The 20,135-nt window shown below is 31.6% G+C and carries 18 protein-coding genes and 2 tRNA genes; 9 read left to right on the forward strand and 11 right to left on the reverse strand.

Annotated elements, in window-relative coordinates:
- The first annotated feature begins 12 nt into the window (after nucleotides 1-12).
- Nucleotides 13-97, forward strand: a tRNA-Ser gene (locus G0Q09_RS10125).
- 95 nt (nucleotides 98-192) lie between these two features.
- Here G0Q09_RS10125 and G0Q09_RS10130 read toward each other — a convergent pair.
- From G0Q09_RS10130 to G0Q09_RS10150, 5 genes are all read right to left on the reverse strand, one after another.
- Nucleotides 193-1,080 carry a Ppx/GppA phosphatase family protein gene (locus tag G0Q09_RS10130; RefSeq protein ID WP_219034770.1) on the reverse strand — a complete coding sequence of 296 codons (888 nt, stop codon included), beginning with the start codon at nucleotides 1,078-1,080 and terminating at the stop codon, nucleotides 193-195.
- Entirely contained in the window at nucleotides 1,070-3,136 is a 2,067-nt protein-coding gene (ppk1, locus tag G0Q09_RS10135; protein WP_219034771.1) for a polyphosphate kinase 1, read from the reverse strand. The genes G0Q09_RS10130 and ppk1 overlap by 11 nt, the downstream gene beginning before the upstream one ends.
- Nucleotides 3,133-3,618 (reverse strand): SixA phosphatase family protein, encoded by a 486-nt coding sequence (locus G0Q09_RS10140; protein WP_038336593.1) that lies wholly within the window; start codon nucleotides 3,616-3,618, stop codon nucleotides 3,133-3,135. The genes ppk1 and G0Q09_RS10140 overlap by 4 nt, the downstream gene beginning before the upstream one ends.
- A 93-nt stretch (nucleotides 3,619-3,711) precedes the next feature.
- Nucleotides 3,712-4,143, reverse strand: a complete 432-nt coding sequence (locus G0Q09_RS10145) for an acyl-CoA thioesterase (protein ID WP_052217929.1) — start codon at nucleotides 4,141-4,143, stop codon at nucleotides 3,712-3,714.
- Nucleotides 4,144-4,166: 23 nt separating this feature from the next.
- Nucleotides 4,167-5,201, reverse strand: a complete 1,035-nt coding sequence (locus G0Q09_RS10150) for an AI-2E family transporter (protein ID WP_257468185.1) — start codon at nucleotides 5,199-5,201, stop codon at nucleotides 4,167-4,169.
- Between the two features lie 114 nt (nucleotides 5,202-5,315).
- Between G0Q09_RS10150 and G0Q09_RS10155 the strand changes: the two genes are divergently transcribed.
- The 3 genes from G0Q09_RS10155 to G0Q09_RS10165 all read left to right on the forward strand — a co-directional run bounded on the left by G0Q09_RS10155 (nucleotide 5,316) and on the right by G0Q09_RS10165 (nucleotide 7,814).
- Nucleotides 5,316-6,335, forward strand: coding sequence for an isoaspartyl peptidase/L-asparaginase family protein (locus G0Q09_RS10155; RefSeq protein ID WP_219034772.1), 1,020 nt, complete (start codon nucleotides 5,316-5,318; stop codon nucleotides 6,333-6,335).
- A gap of 36 nt (nucleotides 6,336-6,371) precedes the next feature.
- Nucleotides 6,372-7,154 carry a hypothetical protein gene (locus G0Q09_RS10160; protein WP_219034773.1) on the forward strand — a complete coding sequence of 261 codons (783 nt, stop codon included), beginning with the start codon at nucleotides 6,372-6,374 and terminating at the stop codon, nucleotides 7,152-7,154.
- Between the two features lie 84 nt (nucleotides 7,155-7,238).
- Nucleotides 7,239-7,814, forward strand: a complete 576-nt coding sequence (locus G0Q09_RS10165; RefSeq protein ID WP_125348839.1) for a hypothetical protein — start codon at nucleotides 7,239-7,241, stop codon at nucleotides 7,812-7,814.
- Between the two features lie 69 nt (nucleotides 7,815-7,883).
- On the opposite strand, the gene G0Q09_RS10170 is transcribed toward G0Q09_RS10165, so the two are convergent.
- On the reverse strand, nucleotides 7,884-8,765 hold the full coding sequence (locus G0Q09_RS10170) for a NifU family protein (RefSeq protein ID WP_125348840.1): 882 nt from the start codon (nucleotides 8,763-8,765) through the stop codon (nucleotides 7,884-7,886).
- A gap of 59 nt (nucleotides 8,766-8,824) precedes the next feature.
- Between G0Q09_RS10170 and G0Q09_RS10175 the strand changes: the two genes are divergently transcribed.
- Both G0Q09_RS10175 and G0Q09_RS10180 read left to right on the forward strand, forming a co-directional pair.
- Nucleotides 8,825-9,337: a gamma carbonic anhydrase family protein gene (locus tag G0Q09_RS10175; protein ID WP_125348841.1), complete on the forward strand. Its 513-nt coding sequence runs from the start codon at nucleotides 8,825-8,827 to the stop codon at nucleotides 9,335-9,337.
- A 442-nt stretch (nucleotides 9,338-9,779) separates the two neighbouring features.
- Nucleotides 9,780-11,036, forward strand: a complete 1,257-nt coding sequence (locus tag G0Q09_RS10180) for a DUF3748 domain-containing protein (protein WP_219034774.1) — start codon at nucleotides 9,780-9,782, stop codon at nucleotides 11,034-11,036.
- 172 nt (nucleotides 11,037-11,208) lie between these two features.
- Here the strand turns inward: G0Q09_RS10180 and G0Q09_RS10185 are convergent, their stop codons facing one another.
- Nucleotides 11,209-12,720 (reverse strand): carbon-nitrogen hydrolase family protein, encoded by a 1,512-nt coding sequence (locus G0Q09_RS10185; protein WP_219034775.1) that lies wholly within the window; start codon nucleotides 12,718-12,720, stop codon nucleotides 11,209-11,211.
- A gap of 104 nt (nucleotides 12,721-12,824) precedes the next feature.
- Here G0Q09_RS10185 and G0Q09_RS10190 point away from each other — a divergent pair, with 104 nt between their 5' ends.
- Complete coding sequence (locus G0Q09_RS10190) at nucleotides 12,825-13,862, forward strand: hypothetical protein (RefSeq protein WP_219034776.1); 1,038 nt, start codon at nucleotides 12,825-12,827, stop codon at nucleotides 13,860-13,862.
- Nucleotides 13,863-13,912: 50 nt separating this feature from the next.
- Here the strand turns inward: G0Q09_RS10190 and G0Q09_RS10195 are convergent, their stop codons facing one another.
- The 3 genes from G0Q09_RS10195 to G0Q09_RS10205 all read right to left on the reverse strand — a co-directional run bounded on the left by G0Q09_RS10195 (nucleotide 13,913) and on the right by G0Q09_RS10205 (nucleotide 18,812).
- Nucleotides 13,913-14,167, reverse strand: a complete 255-nt coding sequence (locus G0Q09_RS10195; RefSeq protein ID WP_219034777.1) for a hypothetical protein — start codon at nucleotides 14,165-14,167, stop codon at nucleotides 13,913-13,915.
- Nucleotides 14,168-14,193: 26 nt separating this feature from the next.
- Complete coding sequence (locus G0Q09_RS10200) at nucleotides 14,194-17,190, reverse strand: RemA C-terminal-like gliding motility protein (protein WP_219034778.1); 2,997 nt, start codon at nucleotides 17,188-17,190, stop codon at nucleotides 14,194-14,196.
- A 182-nt stretch (nucleotides 17,191-17,372) separates the two neighbouring features.
- Nucleotides 17,373-18,812: a glyceraldehyde-3-phosphate dehydrogenase gene (locus tag G0Q09_RS10205; RefSeq protein ID WP_219034779.1), complete on the reverse strand. Its 1,440-nt coding sequence runs from the start codon at nucleotides 18,810-18,812 to the stop codon at nucleotides 17,373-17,375.
- Nucleotides 18,813-19,153: 341 nt separating this feature from the next.
- Here G0Q09_RS10205 and G0Q09_RS10210 point away from each other — a divergent pair.
- Both G0Q09_RS10210 and G0Q09_RS10215 read left to right on the forward strand, forming a co-directional pair.
- Nucleotides 19,154-19,238, forward strand: a tRNA-Ser gene (locus G0Q09_RS10210).
- Nucleotides 19,239-19,564: 326 nt separating this feature from the next.
- The gene (locus G0Q09_RS10215) at nucleotides 19,565-19,771 is read left to right on the forward strand and encodes a hypothetical protein (protein ID WP_219034780.1); all 207 of its coding nucleotides are present in this window, start codon (nucleotides 19,565-19,567) and stop codon (nucleotides 19,769-19,771) included.
- Here the strand turns inward: G0Q09_RS10215 and G0Q09_RS10220 are convergent.
- Nucleotides 19,768-20,135: integrase core domain-containing protein (locus G0Q09_RS10220; RefSeq protein ID WP_219034781.1), on the reverse strand; the 368-nt coding region annotated here is incomplete at its 5' end. The two genes, G0Q09_RS10215 and G0Q09_RS10220, sit on opposite strands and share 4 nt — an antisense overlap.

The raw sequence follows: 20,135 nt of genomic DNA on the forward strand, positions 1-20,135 counted from the left end.
GACTGCGTTATTGGAGAGTTGGCAGAGTGGTCGAATGCGGCAGTCTTGAAAACTGTTGAGGGTCACACCTCCGGGGGTTCGAATCCCTCACTCTCCGCTGAAAGCTTGAACATTTGTTCAAGCTTTTTTTTGTTTTATAAAATTTTAATCAAAATAAAAGGCCAGATTAATCTGACCTTATAATAGAAGTATTTATTTTTCTAAATCTTTATATACTTTTCGAATAATTCCGTCCGAAAGTCCAATTTTCGGAACATGAATTTTCTTTGCATGCGACCATTTTAGTACATTACTATAAATTTCTAATGCATAAACCACTACATCAGCACGGTCGGGTTTCATATTGAAATTCTGCATACGTTCTTCAGCAGTCATCGTTTGTAAAATTTGATAATGTTTTTTGACATAAACACTACTCAAAGGCATTCCCAGTTTTACGCCTGAATATTTGTATACATGGTTAATATTTCCACCAGAACCAATTAATTCGACTTCATCATCACCAATGTTTTCGTGAATCCATTGTTTCATTTCGTTAAAAGTATTTGGTGAAACTTTATTTTCCAACAAACGTACAGTTCCTACTTCAAAGGATTTTGACGTAAAAACCTTATTATCTTTTAATAACGTTAATTCGGTACTACCACCACCAACATCTACATACAAATAGATTTTTTCGTCTTGTATAAAATCACCTAATTCAGTATTAAAAAGTAATTCAGCTTCGGTTTTTCCATCTATAATCTCGATGTTAATTCCAGATTTTTTAATCACCTTTTTTACAACATCTTTTCCATTTTTGGCTTCGCGCATGGCAGAAGTTGCATAAGCTTTATAGATTTCAATATCATAAACCTTCATCATCAATGCATAAGACAACATAGCATCGCAGATACGATCTATATTTGTTTCGGAAATTTGTCCATCAATAAAAACATCGTGTCCCAAACGAATAGGCATTCTCACAATACTGGTTTTATTAAAAATTGGCGCACGACCTTCTTCTTCGTAAACATAATTAATCAACAATCGCATGGCGTTAGATCCAATATCTATTGCTCCTAATTTTCTAATCTTCATTTTCTTGTTCGTTTAATTTTTTAAAATATTCGTAGGTCGTAAACTGAGAGCGGTTTGGTTTTTTATTGTTTCGTTTGTATTCTAAAGAAGATTCAGCCGTTATTTGGCGACCTTTTACGTTATCTTCAAAACTCAAATTAAACGTATCCATAACTATTTTTTTGAATTTATGATCGTAAATCGGACACGCTACTTCCACACGATTATCCAAATTACGTTCCATCATATCTGCAGAGGAAATATAAACTTTGTCATCGCCTGCATTTTTAAACCAATACACACGCGGATGTTCCAAAAATTTATCAATAACGCTGACACATTCAATATTTTCGGAAAGATTTTTAACTCCAGGAATCAAACAATTAATTCCACGCACAACCAAACGGACTTTTACTCCTTTTTGAGAAGCTTTATACAATAAATCAATGATTTGTTTATCGCTTAAACTGTTTAATTTCATGTTGATCTCCGCAGGTAAACCAGCTTGATGATTTTTGATTTCTCGTTTAATCATCTTGACAATTTTTTTACGTGTTCCATAAGGTGAAACCAATAAATGATTGTACGTTAAGTTCAAATAATTAGCTCCGAAAAATTTAAAAATCTGTTCAACATCCTTTGTTATTCCCGGATTGGTTGTGAAATACGTATAATCTGTATAAATTTTAGCTGTTCCTGCATGAAAATTTCCTGTGCTAATAAACACATATTTCTGTGCCAACATTCCTTCTGGTTTACGTTCGATATAACCAATTTTCGAATGTACTTTCAGTCCCGGAACCCCAAAAATAACATTCACACCAGCTTCTTGCAATTTTTTCGACCACATCGCATTATTCGATTCATCAAATCGCGCACGAAGTTCCAAAACAGCTGTTACTTCTTTTCCATTCATCGCTGCGTTTATCAACGAATGCATCACTTGCGAATCCTTTGCAACACGATAAATTGTAATTTTTATTTTGGTTACTTTAGGATCAATTGCAGCTTCTCGAAGAAATTTTAACAACAAAGAATAATCGTGATAAGGCGCCATCATCATTTCCTCATTTTCCGTAAAAGCCTGAAAATAACTGTTATATTCAAAAGGTTTTTTCTGAATAATTGGTTTTATTTTTTCGTACGTTAAATTTGGAATGTCAAAGCTTGGAAAGCTCATCAAATCTCGTTTGTTGTGATATTTTCCTCCCGGATTGATACTATCATATTCATCTAATCGTAATTTTTTCAAGAAAAATTTCAACGTATCTGGTGCAATTTCAGCATCATAAACTAATCGGACAGGAACACCTTTTTTACGATTTTCTAAACTATTGATGACTTTTTCTAATAAACTATGTTCTAAATCGTTATCAAAATCAAGTTCGCTATCTCGTGTAATTTTGATGGAATGTGCTTCAATTGTTTCGAAATCAAACATTTTGAAAATATCTTTCAAATGAAAACGAATAATGTCTTCCAAATACATGACATACGTATTTTGATCATACTTTGGAAGCACAATAAAACGCGAAAATAAATGCGTTGGAACAATCAAAAGTGCATATTGAACTTTGTCTTTTAATTGCATTTTCACCGCTAAATAGAACGATCCATCGCGTAAAGGCGGTGCTTTTTTAATATCATCTAAAATAAAAACTCCAACCGTATGAATAAATTCGTTGTAAAAATATTCGGAAATAAATTCTAAATAATTCTCAGGAATCGATGTATCATCTATCACAAAAATATTGTGATTCTCTAATTCTTTGAATAATTGATTATGCAAATCATCGTACTGGACTCGCTGCTGACGCACAATTTCATTGATTTCATCGATCAATTCTTCGTCCGTTTGATCTGGTACAATATTTTGATAAACAATTTCTACATCTTTGAACTGTATCGAGCGCAAAATTGTAGAATATCGAACCGAATAAAATTCATCTAAATTGTTCGAATAAATTCCTAAAAAACGAATTCGTTCTAACAACGGAACTGTTTCGTCAGAAGCCTCTTGCAACACGCGCGCATTGAAAGAAAGCCAACTGATTTCGCGGTTTATATATTTTTTCATTTAATTTCTTTAGGTAAAATTATTTTTATAGTTTTTCCTTTTTGAATCGATTTCCAATTATCAGAATCAAACTGTATCCAGACAAATCCAGAAGTCGAAAGATTGTAAATCATTTCATTTCCTAACTGATTGGTAATATCTGTAAACGCAGGATTATGTCCAAAAATAAGAACATTTTGCAATTCATTATCCAAATTTCTAATCCATTTGTCTAATAAATAATGCGAAAAAGTATACAAATCATCTTCGATATGAATGGTTTGATTAGGAAATAAAATAGGTTTGACAAGTAGAGAAGTTTCTTTTGCTCGAACTGCTTTGCTCGAAAATATTTGATCAAATTTCAATTCAAAATTTTGATGAATATAATTTGCTACTTTCTTCGTTTTGAATTCACCAATCTCTGTGATAGAACGAAATTGATCTGAAACATTTTCGTTCCATTTACTTTTTGCATGACGCATTAAAAACAAATTTTTCATAACGCAACGAGTTTAAAAAGAAAAAGTAGTTAAATCTAATCATTATCTAATGAAAAGACTTAACTACTGTTGTATTTTTTTTAGGATTATTTTCTAAAGATTACCTTCGTAATTCTTAAAATCATTTTTTACCCAATCTGGCAATTCCATCGATTTTTTCTCTTCCATATCGTACATTACTTGTGTACTTTTTCCGATACAATGAATAACATCTTCACCATTTTCGCTTTTACTTGTGACAATATATTCAAAATCGAAACTCTTATTTCCTAATTTTGTAACTCGTACACCAATACGAGGTTCTATCGCATTTGGACGTAATTCTTTTTGGTAACTCGCTTCCATATGTGCAATGACAAACATGTGTCGCGTCCATTGCCATTTTTTGCTCGAAGCCATCATATAATAGGCTCTACCGATCTGGAAATACTCGAAATAAAATACATTATTTACATGACCAATTGGATCAAAATCGCTCCAACGTGGTTCTAAAGGTTTAAAGAATTTAAAGTTTTCTATACTCATTTTTAATTGGTTTTTAATAATAATTAATCTTCAGGATTTGGATCAATAAATTCGTATTTGTACAATTTGACTAACCAAAAGAATACTGAAAATAAGATAGGTCCAAATATAATTCCGATAAATCCGAATAGATTTAAACCAACGATTACTCCAAAAATAGTAATTAATGGATGAACATCTGCCATTTTTTTTTGTAAAACTAAACGGATTAAATTATCTGAAAGCCCAACAATTACAAAGCAATAAATTAATAATCCAACCGCTGATCCAGTTTCACCTTTTGCAAGTAAAAATAGTCCAAGAGGTACATAAATAAGTGCGGCACCAACGACAGGCAACATTGCAGCAAAAATGGTTAAAATAAACCAAGTAAACGCATCATCTACACCAAATATAAGATATCCAATGTAGGCAATTATTGCTTGTAGAAAGGCTGTTAATGGCATTCCGACAGCATTTGAAATAACTAAATCTTTCAAATCTTTGTTCATTTTGACTAAATTACTTGTTTTAAGCGGAATTGTTCTGTAAAACCAATTTTCAAGTTTTTGATGGTTCATCAACATAAAATACAAAATAAGGAAAGCAACACCCAACTGAACTGTCATATCCATTGAAGCATTCAGTGTTTTTTCTAATAATTTACCTCCAACTTGTGTTATTTTTTCAATGTTTGTTGCACTAAACACATCGATATGAAATTTGGTTTGCAACATTTGAATAATTTTATTGACATCTGTTTTAATTTGAGCTGTGTCATTTAATAGCACAATTACTTTATTCGTTAACATTTGAATTAATAAATAAAGAGGTCCAATAATCAAAATCGCGCTACTAATCATTAAGATAATTACACTTGCTAATTTGTTCCATTTTTTTACTTTTACTAGCCATTGCAAAGGATTTAAAAGCAAAACATACAAACACAAAGCACCGAGAAGTCCAGGGAAAAATGCTAAAAGATTTTTGGTAATTAATCCAAAAACTAAAAGTATTATTGCAATAAATGCTAACTGTAACAAGACATTGTTAGAAAGATAGTGTTTATTAGAGTTCATAGGTAATTTATTTGTTTAATAACAGTTGTTGATATTTCGTTATCAAATTCAATGCTAAAAATAGTTAATTTCTATAAACTTTTCTATTTTTAGACGTTGAATAAAATTTTACACATGAAAAAAATAGTCGGTTTAATCTTATCAGTTTTGACAATCTCTACATATGCACAAACGAAACAAGACAAAGTTGTTTTGGTAATTCATGGTGGTGCTGGTACAATTCTGAAAAAAAATATGACACCCGAAAAGGAAAAAGCGTACCGAGATGCTTTAGCTGAATCTTTGACAAAAGGTTATGAAGTCATCAAACAAGGTGGCGAAAGTGAAAATGCAGTGATAGAAGCCATAAAAGTAATGGAAAATTCACCTTTGTTTAATGCAGGAAAAGGAGCGGTTTTTACGCATGAAGGTAAAAATGAATTAGACGCTTCGTTGATGATTGGAAATACAATGCAAGCAGGTGCTGTGGCTGGAGTTACAACGATTAAAAATCCAATTTTAGCAGCAAAAGCTGTTTTACAAAATTCTGCTCATGTGATGATGGTTGGAAAAGGAGCAGAAGAATTTGCTCAAACTCAAGGTTTAGAAATTGTTGATCCAAGTTATTTTAAAACTGAGGAACGCTGGAATTCTCTTCAAAAAGTTTTGGAAAAGGATAAAGAAAAAATGGAATTAGACCATGATGCTAAAACACAAGCGTATGTTCCATTCAATTTTGTTGACGAAAAATTTGGTACTGTAGGCGCAGTTGCTTTGGATAATAAAGGTCATATCTCGGCAGGAACTTCGACTGGTGGAATGACAAATAAACGTTTTGGTCGAGTAGGCGATTCGCCAATTATTGGTGCTGGAACGTATGCAAATAGCGAAGTTGGTGTTTCGAGTACGGGTTGGGGCGAATATTTTATAAAAGCTGTTGCGGCATATGATGTTGCGGCTTTGATGAATTACAAGAAACTTTCTTCGAAAAAAGCTGGTGAAGAAGTTATTAAGAAAATTGGTGATTTAGGAGGCGATGGCGGAATGATTATTTTAGATAAAAATGGTCAAGCAAGTTTTCCTTTTAACACTGCCGGAATGTATCGCGGAAGTATTACACAATCAGGTAAGATAACTATCGAAATTTATCAATAAATTTGGAACACATTTTAAAATAAAGATATACAATACATGATAAAACAAATTTTACTTACAGCCACTGTTGTTCTTGCAAATTTTGCAACAGCGCAAGTAACCTCTATGATTAATGATAAAAATGTAGATGCTTCGACAAAAGTATATGGAATGGCTCCTTTAAGCGATGAAACAAAGGCTTATGAGAAGTTTAATTTTATGTTAGAAAATGCTGCGGCTATACAATTAGGAAAACCAATTTTGGAGTATGGATATCAATCATCTACTTTTCAAGCACAAGATAATGGAGTAATGATTTATATGGTAAAAGATAAGAAAATTGTCGATCAATGGTTGGTAAATCCTGCCTTCTACAATGTTTTTCATGACGGAATTCCGTATTCTTATGATACCGATAAATTAGCTGTTCTTGCTGATAAATATCCGTTGATTTATAAAGAAGAAAAACGTCAATATATAACTGAAAAAGAATACCAAAAACAGCGTCCAGCCTTGTTTGCTGATCCTTATAATTTGATTATTACAGAACCAGATTTTACATACGAAGGATATTTTGATGTGCAATTTCCACAAAACGAACAATTCAAAAATTCTGAAGCTGCTATAGCTTATTTAAAACCAATTGTAGAGAAATTGACAAAAAAGAAATTTGATATTAATTATACAATTACTGAAAAAAATATTTTAGATCGTACACAATTTACAATAACAGTTGCAGGAGAAGAAAATATCTACAAAAAAATAAAATTAGATAATCTGCAAAAAGGAGATTGGCAATCATTAAGTTATGAAGCTTCGATTTTCCGAAAAGCGAATTAATAGAAAGAAAAGGTTTTTGAAATAATCAAGAACCTTTTTTTTATCCACAAAGATTCGTAATTTGACTTTTTAACCCAAAGAAATATGAATTCTAACTTCTATAAAATATTACAACACTCAAAAGAAAATCAATCAATTATTGCCGTTTACAATGATCCCGAAGGAGATAATTTTTGGGCTGGATATATTTTAGATTTTAATGACGAATTTTTTACGATGCAACACATTTCGAAATATGGTAAAAAAGATGGAATTTTAATCGAACCTTATTTTAAAATTAGTCGAATAGATGTTGATGATTACTGCAAATGTCTCAATTATTTGAAAGAACATCACACCGATTTGGATCAAGAAAATCCAATCACATTTAATGCAACAGCAGAAGAAAATTGGGTTCGTCAAATTTTAGGCGAAATAAATGATCAAACCGAATATGTATCACGTATTCAATTAAATAACAATAGTCGTTTTGCAGGTTTTATTCGGAATTTAACTGAAGATGATTTCGAGTTAAAATGTATTGGTTCGGAAGGTACGGACGAAGGCTCTTTGTATTTTCAGATTGATGATGTTTCGTCGATTCGTGTCAATGATTTAGAAGCTCGCAGAAGGTTATTTTTTTATAATTATCGTCGTTCTATCGACTTTTTTGATGAATAATCGAGAGATATTAAATAAAAAAATCCAACTCAAAACGAGTTGGATTTTTTTGATACTATGTGTTTAATCTTATCCGTTTACAGCTTCAACGTTGTCTACAACATCAGGCATCATTTGTTTTAAAATACCTTCGATACCATTTTTAAGCGTTGCTGTAGAAGATGGACAACCAGAACAAGCACCTTGTAATAACATTTTTGCTGTTCGCGTTTCTTCATCAAATTCAATTAATTCGATATTTCCACCATCATTTGCAACTGCTGGTTGAACATATTCGTCTAAAATAGCTTTGATTTGTTGCTCAACAGAAGAAAACTCTTCAGCAGGTTTTACCACAACATGCTCAGGAGCTTCTGTTGTGAATTCATAAAATTCATCAAAAACAGGACCTCCAGCTTGTAAATAATTCGTAATAAACGAACGAACATCCATCGCCCAAAGTGACCAATCTTCTGTTTCGTTTTTCGTTAAAGAAACATAATTATCAACAATAAAAACTTCTTCAACAAAAGGATATTCTTTGTAAATCGCAACAGCTAATGGAACTCCAGCAGCTTTTTCTCTCGATTTTATCTCGATGATTTCTGGCGCTAACATAGAATTTGAAACGAATTTCATCGCAGCAGGATTAGGCGTCATTTCTGCATAAATAGAAATAGGAGCCTTTTTCATTGGTGCTAAAATTGCATTTTCTTCTAAATGTTCATTGATAATTTCTTTCAAATCTTCTGTAACATCAGCCCAATCAACAGCATCTATTTTTTCTATCGCAACAAAATTCGCTGTGATAAATATTTTTTGAATAAATGGTATAGTCAATAAAACTTGCGCTAAAGGAGATTCGGTAGCTGTAGATTCTTTATCGAATTCCACGCCACCTTGTGTTAAAGTCTCGTCACAAACGAACTTCATCACATTATTATTTGGTGTAATTTCTTCGTATACTCTCATAGTTCTACAAAAATACGCTATAAAAATGTATCTTTATCATTAGAATTATAGATTTTGTTATGGCAATAATTAAAGAATTAAATGGGCATACACCAAAGTTCGGTGAAAACTGCTTTTTAGCGGATAATGCTGTGGTTGTAGGAGAGGTAGAAATGGGAGATGATTGCTCAATTTGGTTTTCAGCAGTTGTGCGTGGAGATGTACATTATATCAAAATGGGGAATAAAGTAAATATTCAGGATAACGCAACAATACATGCGACGTATCAAAAATCGCCAACAACAATTGGAAATAACGTTTCGATAGGGCATAATGCTATTGTACATGGTTGTACAATATACGATAATGTTTTGGTTGGAATGGGCGCAATTGTGATGGATGATTGCATTGTTGAATCTAATTCTTTGATTGCTGCTGGTGCAATTTTAACCAAAGGAACGCATGTAAAAGAAGGAGAATTATGGGCTGGAATTCCAGCGAAAAAAATTAAAGATGTTCCAAAAGAATTGAAAGAAGGCGAAATAGAAAGAATCGCCAATAATTATTTGATGTATAGTAGTTGGTATAAATAAAAGAAAGCTCAGTCTGTAACTGAGCTTTTATTTTCTACTTCCAGAAATTCCAAACTTTACCATCAAAAAAGGCAATTGTTTTGGATAAGGAGAAATAATATCATTGACAACATGTCTATACGAGGTAAAACTATTCAATTGTTGTTATCATTTCCAGATTGTGGAACATATTGCGAATCAATTCTGGTTGTAGATTTTCCAAAATCTTCATTAAATATTACCTTTGTTGTTTAAGGTTTAACAAAACTTATACTAAGGAAAATAAAAACATTGAAAAAAGTATATTATTAATCATAATTAATCCAGACAAAAAAAATAAAATGCAGTTTTGTAACAAATTTTTATAAAGAATGTTGAAATGTTTCTAGTAATCAAATAATTACGTTTTTAGTTGCTTGTTAAATGTTTATTAAGTAAATAAAATATTATTAAACAATACGATATGGTAAAGCAGTTAACTTATGATGATTTTGGACATACGCTTCATCATAATCAAATTCAATCGGTTGATGGTAATTATCTTGTTTTTGATAGACGAAATGATGATACAAAAATTGGAGAAACTTCTTCCATTTGTTTACTTCATACGAGAACTTACGAATCCGAAATTATTTATACAACAAATAATCAAACAGAGTTTGGTCCTGGAGTAGGTGCAGCCTCTTTTTCACAAATTGAGAATAAAGTTATTTTTATTCATGGTATTCGAAATGCGAATCAAGCAAATCCGTATTCGGCAACAAGAAGGACAGGTGTCGCAATTGATTTAGAATTTCCAAATCAGCCTATTTTTATGGATGCTCGAAATATAAATTTTCCCTTTACAAATGGTGCTTTGCGTGGAGGAACACATTCGCATTCGTGGCAAAAAGAGAAGAATTGGATTAGTTTTACTTACAACGATTATGTCTTGGAACAAGAATCCAAACACAATTCTAGTATAAAAGATCAGCGAGTGGTTGGAATGATGTTTCCCAAAAAAGTTGAGGTTGATTTTGATAAAACATTAGAGAATAATTTTGGTGAAATGTTTTCGATTATCGTTTCTAGAGTAGTGATAAATCCTAAAAATGGAAGTGATGAAATCGAAAAAGCTTTTGATGAATGTTGGATTAACTCAACAAACAATATCGCATTTCAGGGACATGTGCGTGATGAAAAAGGGAATTTGAAAACGGAAATTTTTATTGCTGAAATTCCAAATGAAATAAGGTTTGATGAAAACGATAATTTAAAAGGAACTTTAACTACTTTGCCAGATGTGCCAAGTTGTATTTCGCAGAAACGAATCACTTTTACTCAACATGGAATTAGTAATTTTAGACATTGGTTACGTTCTTCTCCTGATGGGAAAATCATCTATTTTTTGATGGAAGATGAATTTGATAAGACGCAATTATTTGGTGTAAATTTAGTTTCGAATGAAATTATTCAATATTCTTTTTTAGAAAATTCGATTACCTCTCCATTCAATCTTTCACCAAACGGAAAATATGCTATTTATTTTGTTAACGATAAAATATATCTAAATGATTTAACCGAAAAAAAATCTAAACAAATCTATCAAGTTCAAAAAATCAATAATGAATTAACGGGAATTCCGCATTTTTCTAACGATGGAAAAAAAATCTATTTTAATCAATTTGTTTCAAATAATTTCAATGAAAAGTTTATTCAAATCTTCGAATTAGAGTTATAAAACAAAATTGAAATATGTTAAAGTTCAAAGTTTTCTAAAAAATATTTGTCCCTTATAAAAAATATTTCTAATTTTAGTACAGATACTTAACCGAACCTAAGGTCTATGCTCTTATTCGAGTCTAACCAATGGGAATAAGAACTAAAAAAAACCTCCAATTTGGAGGTTTTTTTTATGTTTTTATTAGTCTTACTTCATACAAATCCTTGCGTCTGTCTTTCATCGTTTTTACAGTTCCATACTCATGCAACTCTTTTAGAAGATAAAGATCAACATCAGAAATCAGTACCATTTCTGTATTCGGAGTTGCTTCTGCTTTAACTCCATTGTTTGGAAAAGAGAAATCTGAAGGTGTGAAAACTGCCGATTGTGAATATTGAATATCCATATTATTCACACGCGGTAAATTTCCCACAGAGCCTGCAATAGCCACATAACACTCATTTTCTATTGCACGAGCTTGCGCACAACTACGTACTCGCGTATAACCATTTTGCGTATCAGTCATAAATGGAACAAATAAAATTTCCATTCCTTGATCGGCTAAAATACGGCTCAATTCAGGAAATTCGACATCATAACAAATTAGTAAACCTACTTTTCCGCAGTCGGTATCAAAAACTTTTATTTCATCGCCACCATTCAATGCGTAATATTTGAACTCATTTGGTGTAATGTGTATTTTACTATACGAATCTAATTTCCCCGAACGATGACATAAAAATGACGTATTATATAGTTTTCCTTCCTTTAGATGAGGCATAGATCCTGAAATAATATTGACATTATATGTAATTGCAAATTCTTGAATTTTCTTCACAATATCGTCCGTCATCGTTGCTAATTGATGCATCGCTTCAATCTCTTTCAAATGATTATATGGACTCATCAACGGCGAATTGAAAAATTCTGGAAACATAATAAAATCAGAGCCATAATCGCTTACCGCACTTACGAAAAACTCAATTTGATCATAAAAATCTTGTAAACCATTAAATAAACGCATTTGCCATTGCACCAAACCAAGACGAATAGTACGTTTTGTCGGTGAATTAGATTTCAATTCAGGTTCGTAATAGATATTATTCCATTCTAATAAAGTGGCGTATTCTAAGGATTCTTTATCATCTTTCAGATAATTTTTCAAGATTTTTTTAACATTAAAATCATTCGAAATCTGAAAAGCTAAAGTTGAATCATAAATTTCTTTACTTTTTACTTTTTCTATATATTGTCTAGGAGATAATTCTTGCGAATATTTATGATAATTTGGAATACGTCCACCAGCTACAATTGATTTTAGATTCATTTCTTCACAAAGCGCTTTACGTTCGTCATATAAACGTCTTCCCAAGCGCAATTGACGATAATTTGGATGAACAAAAACTTCAATTCCATACATTACATCACCTTCTGGATCATGTTTTAAAAATTTACCATTAGATGTTATCGTATCATAATTCGATTCGATATTCGTTTTTTTCGAATTAACCACAATACTTAATGCCGAAGCAACAACTTTTCCATCCACTTCAACACAAAGTTGACCTTGCGGAAAAATAGCTAATAATTCTTTAATTTCGTCGACAGTCCAAGTTCCAAGCTGATTGTGATAGGCTTCTTTTGTAGATTCAGTCAAATCACTATAATCTTCAAGAGTCAAATTTCTGACCTGAATATTCATTTTATTTAGATTTAGATTATGTTTGAATTTAGCAAATATTAATCCAATAAACAATTTTAAAAAATAAATTTAGACCTATCTTCGTATAGACTAATAAGCATGAAATGAAAGATGTAAAAATAGAGTTTAGAAAGCCTATTTATCCTGTGAGTGACGAATTAAATCATTATTTAGAGAAATATCATCGCACAACAAAAGCGAGTATAGAATATGATGATTTGATGCGTTTTTCGGGTTGTGTAGCGTTGGAAGATAAGGAAGGGAATGACACGCATTGGTTGGGTGTTTATTATACCGACTCGGAACATCAGGAAATACAAGATAGCCTAAACAGAATTTATACTTACTTACATTCAGACGGAGATGAGGAGTCTTTGCCTTATCTTGTTGTTGATTCTATTGATTATTGTACATTCGGAAATTCGAAACCTTTTCGTATTCGGGTTCGTAATATTTTGAATGATAATTATACCAATTTTTACATCAAAAAAGCAGATGCTTCGCGTATTTATGGTTTAGAATTAGAAGATATTTTATCTCCTCACCGAATCAATTTTTTGGTCTACAAAAATACATTGATTGAAGAGCATATTTTAGGAATTCCAGGAGATGTTTTTATCAAAAATTATTTGGATAAATGTAATGATTTAGAAAAAAATCAGATTGCAAAAGAGTTTGTAAAGTTCAATGAACGCTGTTTTATTGGTCTTTTGGGTGATATGCGTTCGTATAATTATGTGGTGATTCCAATTCACGATTTTGATCAAGTTATCTATAGAATTCGACCAATAGATTTCGATCAACAATGTTATGAAGGAAATTTAAAAATTTATCGACCACAGTATTTCAAAGAAAATAAAATTATGGTTGATTTGGTGAATAATCGCTTGAAACCAAATTCTGTCGATCAATATAGAAAAGAAGTAAAATCCTTGATTTCGAAAAGAATTTCGAATAGTTCGAAACGTTTTCGTGATTTAATGAAAATCATGAAAAATGATCATATTTCTAAACCAGAAAATATTGCACAATTACGAACTGGTTTTGCAAAGTTTTATAAAGATCAATCTTACGAAAATTGTGAAAGAATGGGGGAAATCTTGTATAAAGCAATTGCGAATAGTTTGGAACAGATAAAATAAAGAAAAGCTTCTCAATTTTGAGAAGCTTTCTTTTTTATGTAATTTAGAAATTAGTTTTTTAATAACTGCTTTCTGAAACGTAAAGCAACCAATCCTGCCCCTATTAACAATAATGGTAAATAATCATCGATTGGTGCTGGATCAGCATCTTCAACATCTGTTCCACCACCACCGGTTCCTGGTCTAGCAGAACTTTCATTTTGATTAGTTGATTCAAAGAACGAAATCTTATTTTCTTGAGCAGATAGACCTATTGAACAATGCAAAACTCCTGCAACTAAGATAATTTGTTTTATATTTTTCATATTGTACTATTTTATTAGATGTTAAATTATTTGTTTACAACTTTTTGAGTCTTAACTTTTCCGTCTTCAGTCAGAACTTTTATAACTAAAATTCCTTTTGCAGAAGATTCAACTTGGTAAACACTTGCACGAATGTTATTTTTCACAAATATTTTTCTTCCTTGAATATCATACAACTCTACCGAAGAAATTTTATTTTGTTTTGCATCCACTACAATTGTATTGTTTTTAGTATAAACAATAACATTTTCTTTTGACAATTCATCTGTACCTAATGTTTTATTTGTATACACAAGTTCAAAACGAGTATCAAATATCCCTGCTTTAGAAGTGAATGAATAAGCTGATTCTGATAAGTTATGTACTTGATTTAACTCTTTATCTCTTAAATAAACAATCTGTCCTTTTTCGAACAATCCATCAACTTTCTCAATATTAATTGAGTAATTTCCTTGCTCTAACGCCTCAAAACCTAATTTTACGACATCATCAGTTTTAAAAGGTAAGCTGCGTCCTTGGATTGCATATGCTTCATTATTAATCAATGAGTAGATTGCTGAAGATCCTCTTTGCATCACTTTTGCATCAATTTGATTATCCGCATCGTTTGTAGCTCCATCCATATAAGCTAATAAAATTTGGCTAATTGTTTTACTTTCTTTTGATAAACTTAACCAAATTCTGTTTTTCTCTGCAATTGAATTTTTATAGAAAAATGCATCTTGCGAAGTTCTCATTGTATTGTTAAAATTAACTGTAGGTGTAGCTTGAGAAAGTCCTACGATAAATCCTTGTCCAACAGAAATGTTTGACAAATCAGGAATAACACCACCTACAACGTTGAATGCGGCATAATTATTTGCATATTCTGAAGAACCAACAGGGAATTGATGTGTCCAGAAATACAATGAATTAACATTCTCATTTGCTAATAAGAATTTTTCCACATTAATGTTAGAAGCATAAGGGTTACCAACTAAATTGTATCCATTTGCTGTAAATTGAACAGGTACTGTTACATCTCCATTGAACGGAACACCTAAAAATGCACCATTATGAATTGTATTTTGTCCTGTTGGTAAAGTGTTTTTAACACGGATAGAAACCCCTTTACCTGGTTCAAATAATTTTGAGTCTGTATCTGAAGTTAAAATCTGAGTAAATTCATCTGTTGTTTCATTATATGTCCAAAAACGATTGTATAATGTTTCCGGAGAGAATGAACGTATAGTTTGTTGCCATGCTTCCTGCTGAACCGGAGAAGACCAGAACGTCATATCATTACGAACCATCGATTTACTATCGCGGTTAACTGTAATTGCTCCTGAGTTCGCAACGTTTTGATTTTGGATTAAATTACCACCATTTTCTACAACTAATCCTGTAAGACCAGCTTGATTGTCGATCTTCCCATCAACGATTAAACGAGCACCTGACTTTACGACAATTGAACCTCCAGCATCTGAAACTGTAAGTGTTTTAGCTTCTAATTGCGTATCAATCGTTACTTCGCCTTTGATGATTACATCTTTTGTAAGATCCGGCGTTCCGTTAGACCATGTTGTTCCATCCCATGTTGTAGAATTATTACTAGAAGCACATTGGATTCTTACATTATCAATAAATGCTCTTTTCGCTGATGTTTCTAATTTTAAAGTAGAACCTGCTGCAACGTTTTCAAAACTTACAGTTACATTCTCAAAAGCATCAGCCATTTTAGCTGTGTAAACAACATTTTTAGTTTCTGAACCCAATGTAACATTCATACTACCTTCTACCGAAGTCCATCCTTTTACATCAAAACTTACAGTAACATTACCTGAAATTTCATCAAGTGTTTTAGAAGTGATAGCTCCCGTCTTATTACTAGTTCCTAATTTTACAGCATCTCCTGCTTGATAAGCACTAGATGTTGTTGGAAAATTGCTATTTCCATTCCAAGCCGTATTAGATCCATTTGAACTTATATTATCTCCTTTCAATCCAGTAAAATTCTCTTCAAAACAATAAGTAGCATTAGGATCTTTAGAATTTACATTAAAAGTAGTTGTATAATTATTAAAATTATTATCTCCTACTGCTGTAGCGGTAATTGTTGTAGAACCAATTCCGTCAAAAGATAACATATTTCCATTTGTAGAAACAACAGAATTATTAGCAGAAGTATATACAATATTTAACCCTTGATCTGTTTGTGATGGTAAACCAGAAAAAGTAGTTCCTTGGCTTTGAGTCAAATGCTCAAAAGTATAATTTACAGTTTGATTAGCTTTAGCTATTTCAAATGTTACATTAGCCGGATCAGAAGTTCCATATTGATTTGTGGCTGCTACCTGTGCTATAAATGTTCCTGGTTGTTCAGGTGTACCTGAGAAAACACCATTATCAAATGTAATTCCTAAAGGTAATGTCCCCGTTTGCGCCCAAGAGGTAGGGTTATTAGTCGCTGTCACAGCTCCATCAGACAACAATACACCATAAGTTCCTGTAATTGTTCGTGGAGACACAACTGGTTTTTCCGTTGCTACTCCAGCAGCAGTCCAAGAAATATTATCTAAAGTAAGTTGTGGTCCTGCATTTCTAAATGTAATAACAGCTGCCTCTGACTTATTTATTTCTACTTCAAATGAATGAATAGTAGCATCCGTTTCTGCTTTTCCAAATGTTGGTGAAGTGTAAACAACTACATTATCTACTAATACTTCAATCTTTCTATTATTTGAACCTCCAGTAAAAGCTTTTCTGACATCAAAAGATAATTTTCCGATTCCATTAGAAATTGTAGTTTCTAATGTATTTCCTGAAGCTTGAAATAAAATTCCTTTATTTGTGATAGGATATGTACCTTCATTTCTTGCATTTGTATAATTCCATACAATTCCTCCTGTTTCTCCAGTAAATGATCCTGTTGCATAAGAACTACTTAATGCTGTTTGGGACTCAAAAGTTTCTGTTCCCTGTCCAAAAGCAAATCCTGATAACAATAAAGTTAGCAAGGATGATCTAAAGTAAAATTTTTTCATAAATAAAATGTTTTTTTTAGTTGTTCAAAAATAGTGTTAATTTTTATAATCAATATTAATATAATATTAACAAATATAAAACAATTAATTTATTTAGCTGTTTTTAAACGAATAGGTTACAAAAAAAATCCACTAACTAAAAAAACTAGTGGATTAATTTTAAATAAAGGGAAAAAATACTATTAATAGTATGTATATCTTCTAACGCCTGCAATGTGTTTCGCTAAACGCATTACTTGGTGGCTATATCCATATTCGTTATCGTACCATACGTATAGGACAACATTTTTACCATCTGCAGAAACAATTGTTGCATTACTATCAAAGATAGATGGAGCAGTAGTTCCAACGATATCCGAAGAGACTAATTCGTTGTTCAACGAATATTTAATTTGTTCTACCAATTCTCCGTTCAATGCAGCATCTTTCATGATGTTGTTTACATTTTCTACAGACGTATCTTTACCAACTTCTAAATTCAAGACAACCAAAGAACCATTTGGAACTGGAACACGAATTGCATTCGAAGTTAATTTACCTGTTAAACTTGGTAAAGCCTTCGCAACTGCGCTACCAGCACCAGTTTCAGTAATTACCATATTCAAAGCAGCAGCACGTCCACGACGGTATTTTTTGTGCATATTATCAACCAAATTTTGGTCATTTGTATACGCATGAATAGTTTCTAAATGTCCTTTTACAACACCTAAATTATCTTCAACAACTTTCAAAATAGGCGTAATTGCATTTGTTGTACAAGAAGCAGCTGAGAAAATATTTACATTTTCTGGGCTATATTCTTCATGATTAACACCGTAAACAATATTCGGAACACCTTTTCCTGGCGCTGTTAATAAAACTTTATCAGCACCAACAGATTTTAAATGACGAGATAACGCTTCTTCATCTTTAAAAACACCTGTGTTATCAATAATTAAAGCATTATTAATTCCGTAAGCAGTATAATCAATATCTTCTGGCTGCGCTGCAGAAATCATGTAAACAGAAACTCCGTTGATGATTAACGCATTATTTTCGTGATCAGCTACAACGTTTCCATCAAAATCACCATGAACAGAATCATGACGTAACAAAGAAGCTCTTTTTTCTAACAAAACAGGATCGTTTTTATCACGTGTTACAACAGCGCGTAATCTTAATTGTTGACCTTTTCCCATTTGAGAAGCCAACTCACGAGCTAATAAACGTCCGATACGACCAAAACCGTATAAAACAACGTCTTTTGGTTCAACACTTTTTACATTTTTGCTTGCACCTAATTTCTCTTCAACAAAAGCTTCTGCCGAAGAATAATCTCCAGAAATATATTCTTTAGCTAATTTTCCAACATCAAGTCTAGAAGCTGGTAATTTAGCTTCAGAAATAGCTTTAGCAATCGCTAATGTATCGTCGATAGCAATCTTTTTTTCTACAAATTCCTCAGCATACTGATGTAGATTTACGATGTCACTAACGTTTTTATCAACTAATTGATTACGGAAAATTACCAATTCAACAGATTGATCATACCATAAATCTGAAACAATTTTAATGAATTCTACAACCTTTTTGCTCATTTCATTGAAAGATGCAAGTTGTTGATCATAAGAAGAGTGGTTCATTTAATAAATGTTTATTTGTGTTTATTTACTTAATTCTTGGCAAAAGTAATCAATTATAACGATTTCGTACATTTTTTTTACAAAAACTAATTATTGTCATAAAAAAGTAACTATTCCTACGAATAATACTAAAATATAGAAAAAAAATAAATTTTTAGTGAGAAATTTTAAATTTTAAGAACACTAATAAATAACTATTAACCATAATTTTATTGTTTTATTTGAATTGAATTTCATCTTACGAAAACGTTTTCGTATAATAATTGTTAAAAAATTTTATTTGCAAATTCGAAAAAGCGTTCTATATTTGCACTCGCAATACCGCAATAGACTGCGTTATTGGAGAGTTGGCAGAGTGGTCGAATGCGGCAGTCTTGAAAACTGTTGAGGGTCACACCTCCGGGGGTTCGAATCCCTCACTCTCCGCTGAAAGGGATTCTATTACTTAGAATCTCTTTTTTTGTATAAATAAAAAAGTTTTCTTCCTTTATTTTCAAATGGTTACTCGAAAATAAATCCATCATTGTAGGTATTTGATAAATCCCATTTTCATAGTGTAAACTGCTGTCGAACACTATGTTTACAAATTCTTTTTTCTGTAAAGTATTAGCTGGAAAATCTGGAAATATTGACTACCCTATTCTGGCGAAAGTGATCACCTGATTCTGTTTCAACTTGACCATGTCATTCTGGTAAAAGTTATCATCAAGGAAGCTGACGATTATATTAAAAATAATAAAAATGGAGCTTCTTTGAGATTTGGACACGATGGAAATATTATTGTTTTACTTGCTTTTCTAAATATCGAAGGAATGAATGGAGAAGAAACAGATCCTAAAGAAGTCTATAAAGTTTGGAATACGTTTAAAGCTGCACCAATGGCCGCCAATCTTCAAATGGTGTTTTATAAAAATAAAAAGAATGATGTTTTAGTAAAATTGTACTCTTCCCTTTGTTAGGTACATTCAAAAATAGAGTTTTTATTTAATAATTGATTATTTTTATTATAATTTTGTTTGAATGTAGGAAAATCTTGTTTTTTTTCATTATTTATTTTTCCATATTTCAACAAAAAATCTCTGGGAGTAAGGTATTGTAGCGCACTATGAGGTCGCTCATTATTATACATCCACATCCAAATTTCAGCATAATTTTTCATCTGTTTGATATTCACAAAGAGATAAACGTTTAAAAATTCTGTTCGAAAAGTTCTGTTAAATCTTTCTACTAATGAGTTTTGTGTTGGTTTTCCTGGTTGAATATATTGTAGAACAATCTGATTTGATAGACACCAAATTTTTAATTTTTCTGCAATAAATTCTG

This window comes from Empedobacter falsenii (assembly GCF_019308355.1).
Classification (GTDB): domain Bacteria; phylum Bacteroidota; class Bacteroidia; order Flavobacteriales; family Weeksellaceae; genus Empedobacter; species Empedobacter falsenii_B.

What these genes read in the sequence shown, in the direction of transcription:
- G0Q09_RS10130 (WP_219034770.1), bottom strand. Translation starts at nt 1,080, where the DNA reads ATGAAGATTAGAAAATTAGGAGCAATAGATATTGGATCTAACGCCATG.
- ppk1 (WP_219034771.1), bottom strand. Translation starts at nt 3,136, where the DNA reads ATGAAAAAATATATAAACCGCGAAATCAGTTGGCTTTCTTTCAATGCG.
- G0Q09_RS10140 (WP_038336593.1), bottom strand. Translation starts at nt 3,618, where the DNA reads ATGAAAAATTTGTTTTTAATGCGTCATGCAAAAAGTAAATGGAACGAA.
- G0Q09_RS10145 (WP_052217929.1), bottom strand. Translation starts at nt 4,143, where the DNA reads ATGAGTATAGAAAACTTTAAATTCTTTAAACCTTTAGAACCACGTTGG.
- G0Q09_RS10150 (WP_257468185.1), bottom strand. Translation starts at nt 5,201, where the DNA reads ATGAACTCTAATAAACACTATCTTTCTAACAATGTCTTGTTACAGTTA.
- G0Q09_RS10155 (WP_219034772.1), top strand. Translation starts at nt 5,316, where the DNA reads ATGAAAAAAATAGTCGGTTTAATCTTATCAGTTTTGACAATCTCTACA.
- G0Q09_RS10160 (WP_219034773.1), top strand. Translation starts at nt 6,372, where the DNA reads ATGATAAAACAAATTTTACTTACAGCCACTGTTGTTCTTGCAAATTTT.
- G0Q09_RS10165 (WP_125348839.1), top strand. Translation starts at nt 7,239, where the DNA reads ATGAATTCTAACTTCTATAAAATATTACAACACTCAAAAGAAAATCAA.
- G0Q09_RS10170 (WP_125348840.1), bottom strand. Translation starts at nt 8,765, where the DNA reads ATGAGAGTATACGAAGAAATTACACCAAATAATAATGTGATGAAGTTC.
- G0Q09_RS10175 (WP_125348841.1), top strand. Translation starts at nt 8,825, where the DNA reads ATGGCAATAATTAAAGAATTAAATGGGCATACACCAAAGTTCGGTGAA.
- G0Q09_RS10180 (WP_219034774.1), top strand. Translation starts at nt 9,780, where the DNA reads ATGGTAAAGCAGTTAACTTATGATGATTTTGGACATACGCTTCATCAT.
- G0Q09_RS10185 (WP_219034775.1), bottom strand. Translation starts at nt 12,720, where the DNA reads ATGAATATTCAGGTCAGAAATTTGACTCTTGAAGATTATAGTGATTTG.
- G0Q09_RS10190 (WP_219034776.1), top strand. Translation starts at nt 12,825, where the DNA reads ATGAAAGATGTAAAAATAGAGTTTAGAAAGCCTATTTATCCTGTGAGT.
- G0Q09_RS10195 (WP_219034777.1), bottom strand. Translation starts at nt 14,167, where the DNA reads ATGAAAAATATAAAACAAATTATCTTAGTTGCAGGAGTTTTGCATTGT.
- G0Q09_RS10200 (WP_219034778.1), bottom strand. Translation starts at nt 17,190, where the DNA reads ATGAAAAAATTTTACTTTAGATCATCCTTGCTAACTTTATTGTTATCA.
- G0Q09_RS10205 (WP_219034779.1), bottom strand. Translation starts at nt 18,812, where the DNA reads ATGAACCACTCTTCTTATGATCAACAACTTGCATCTTTCAATGAAATG.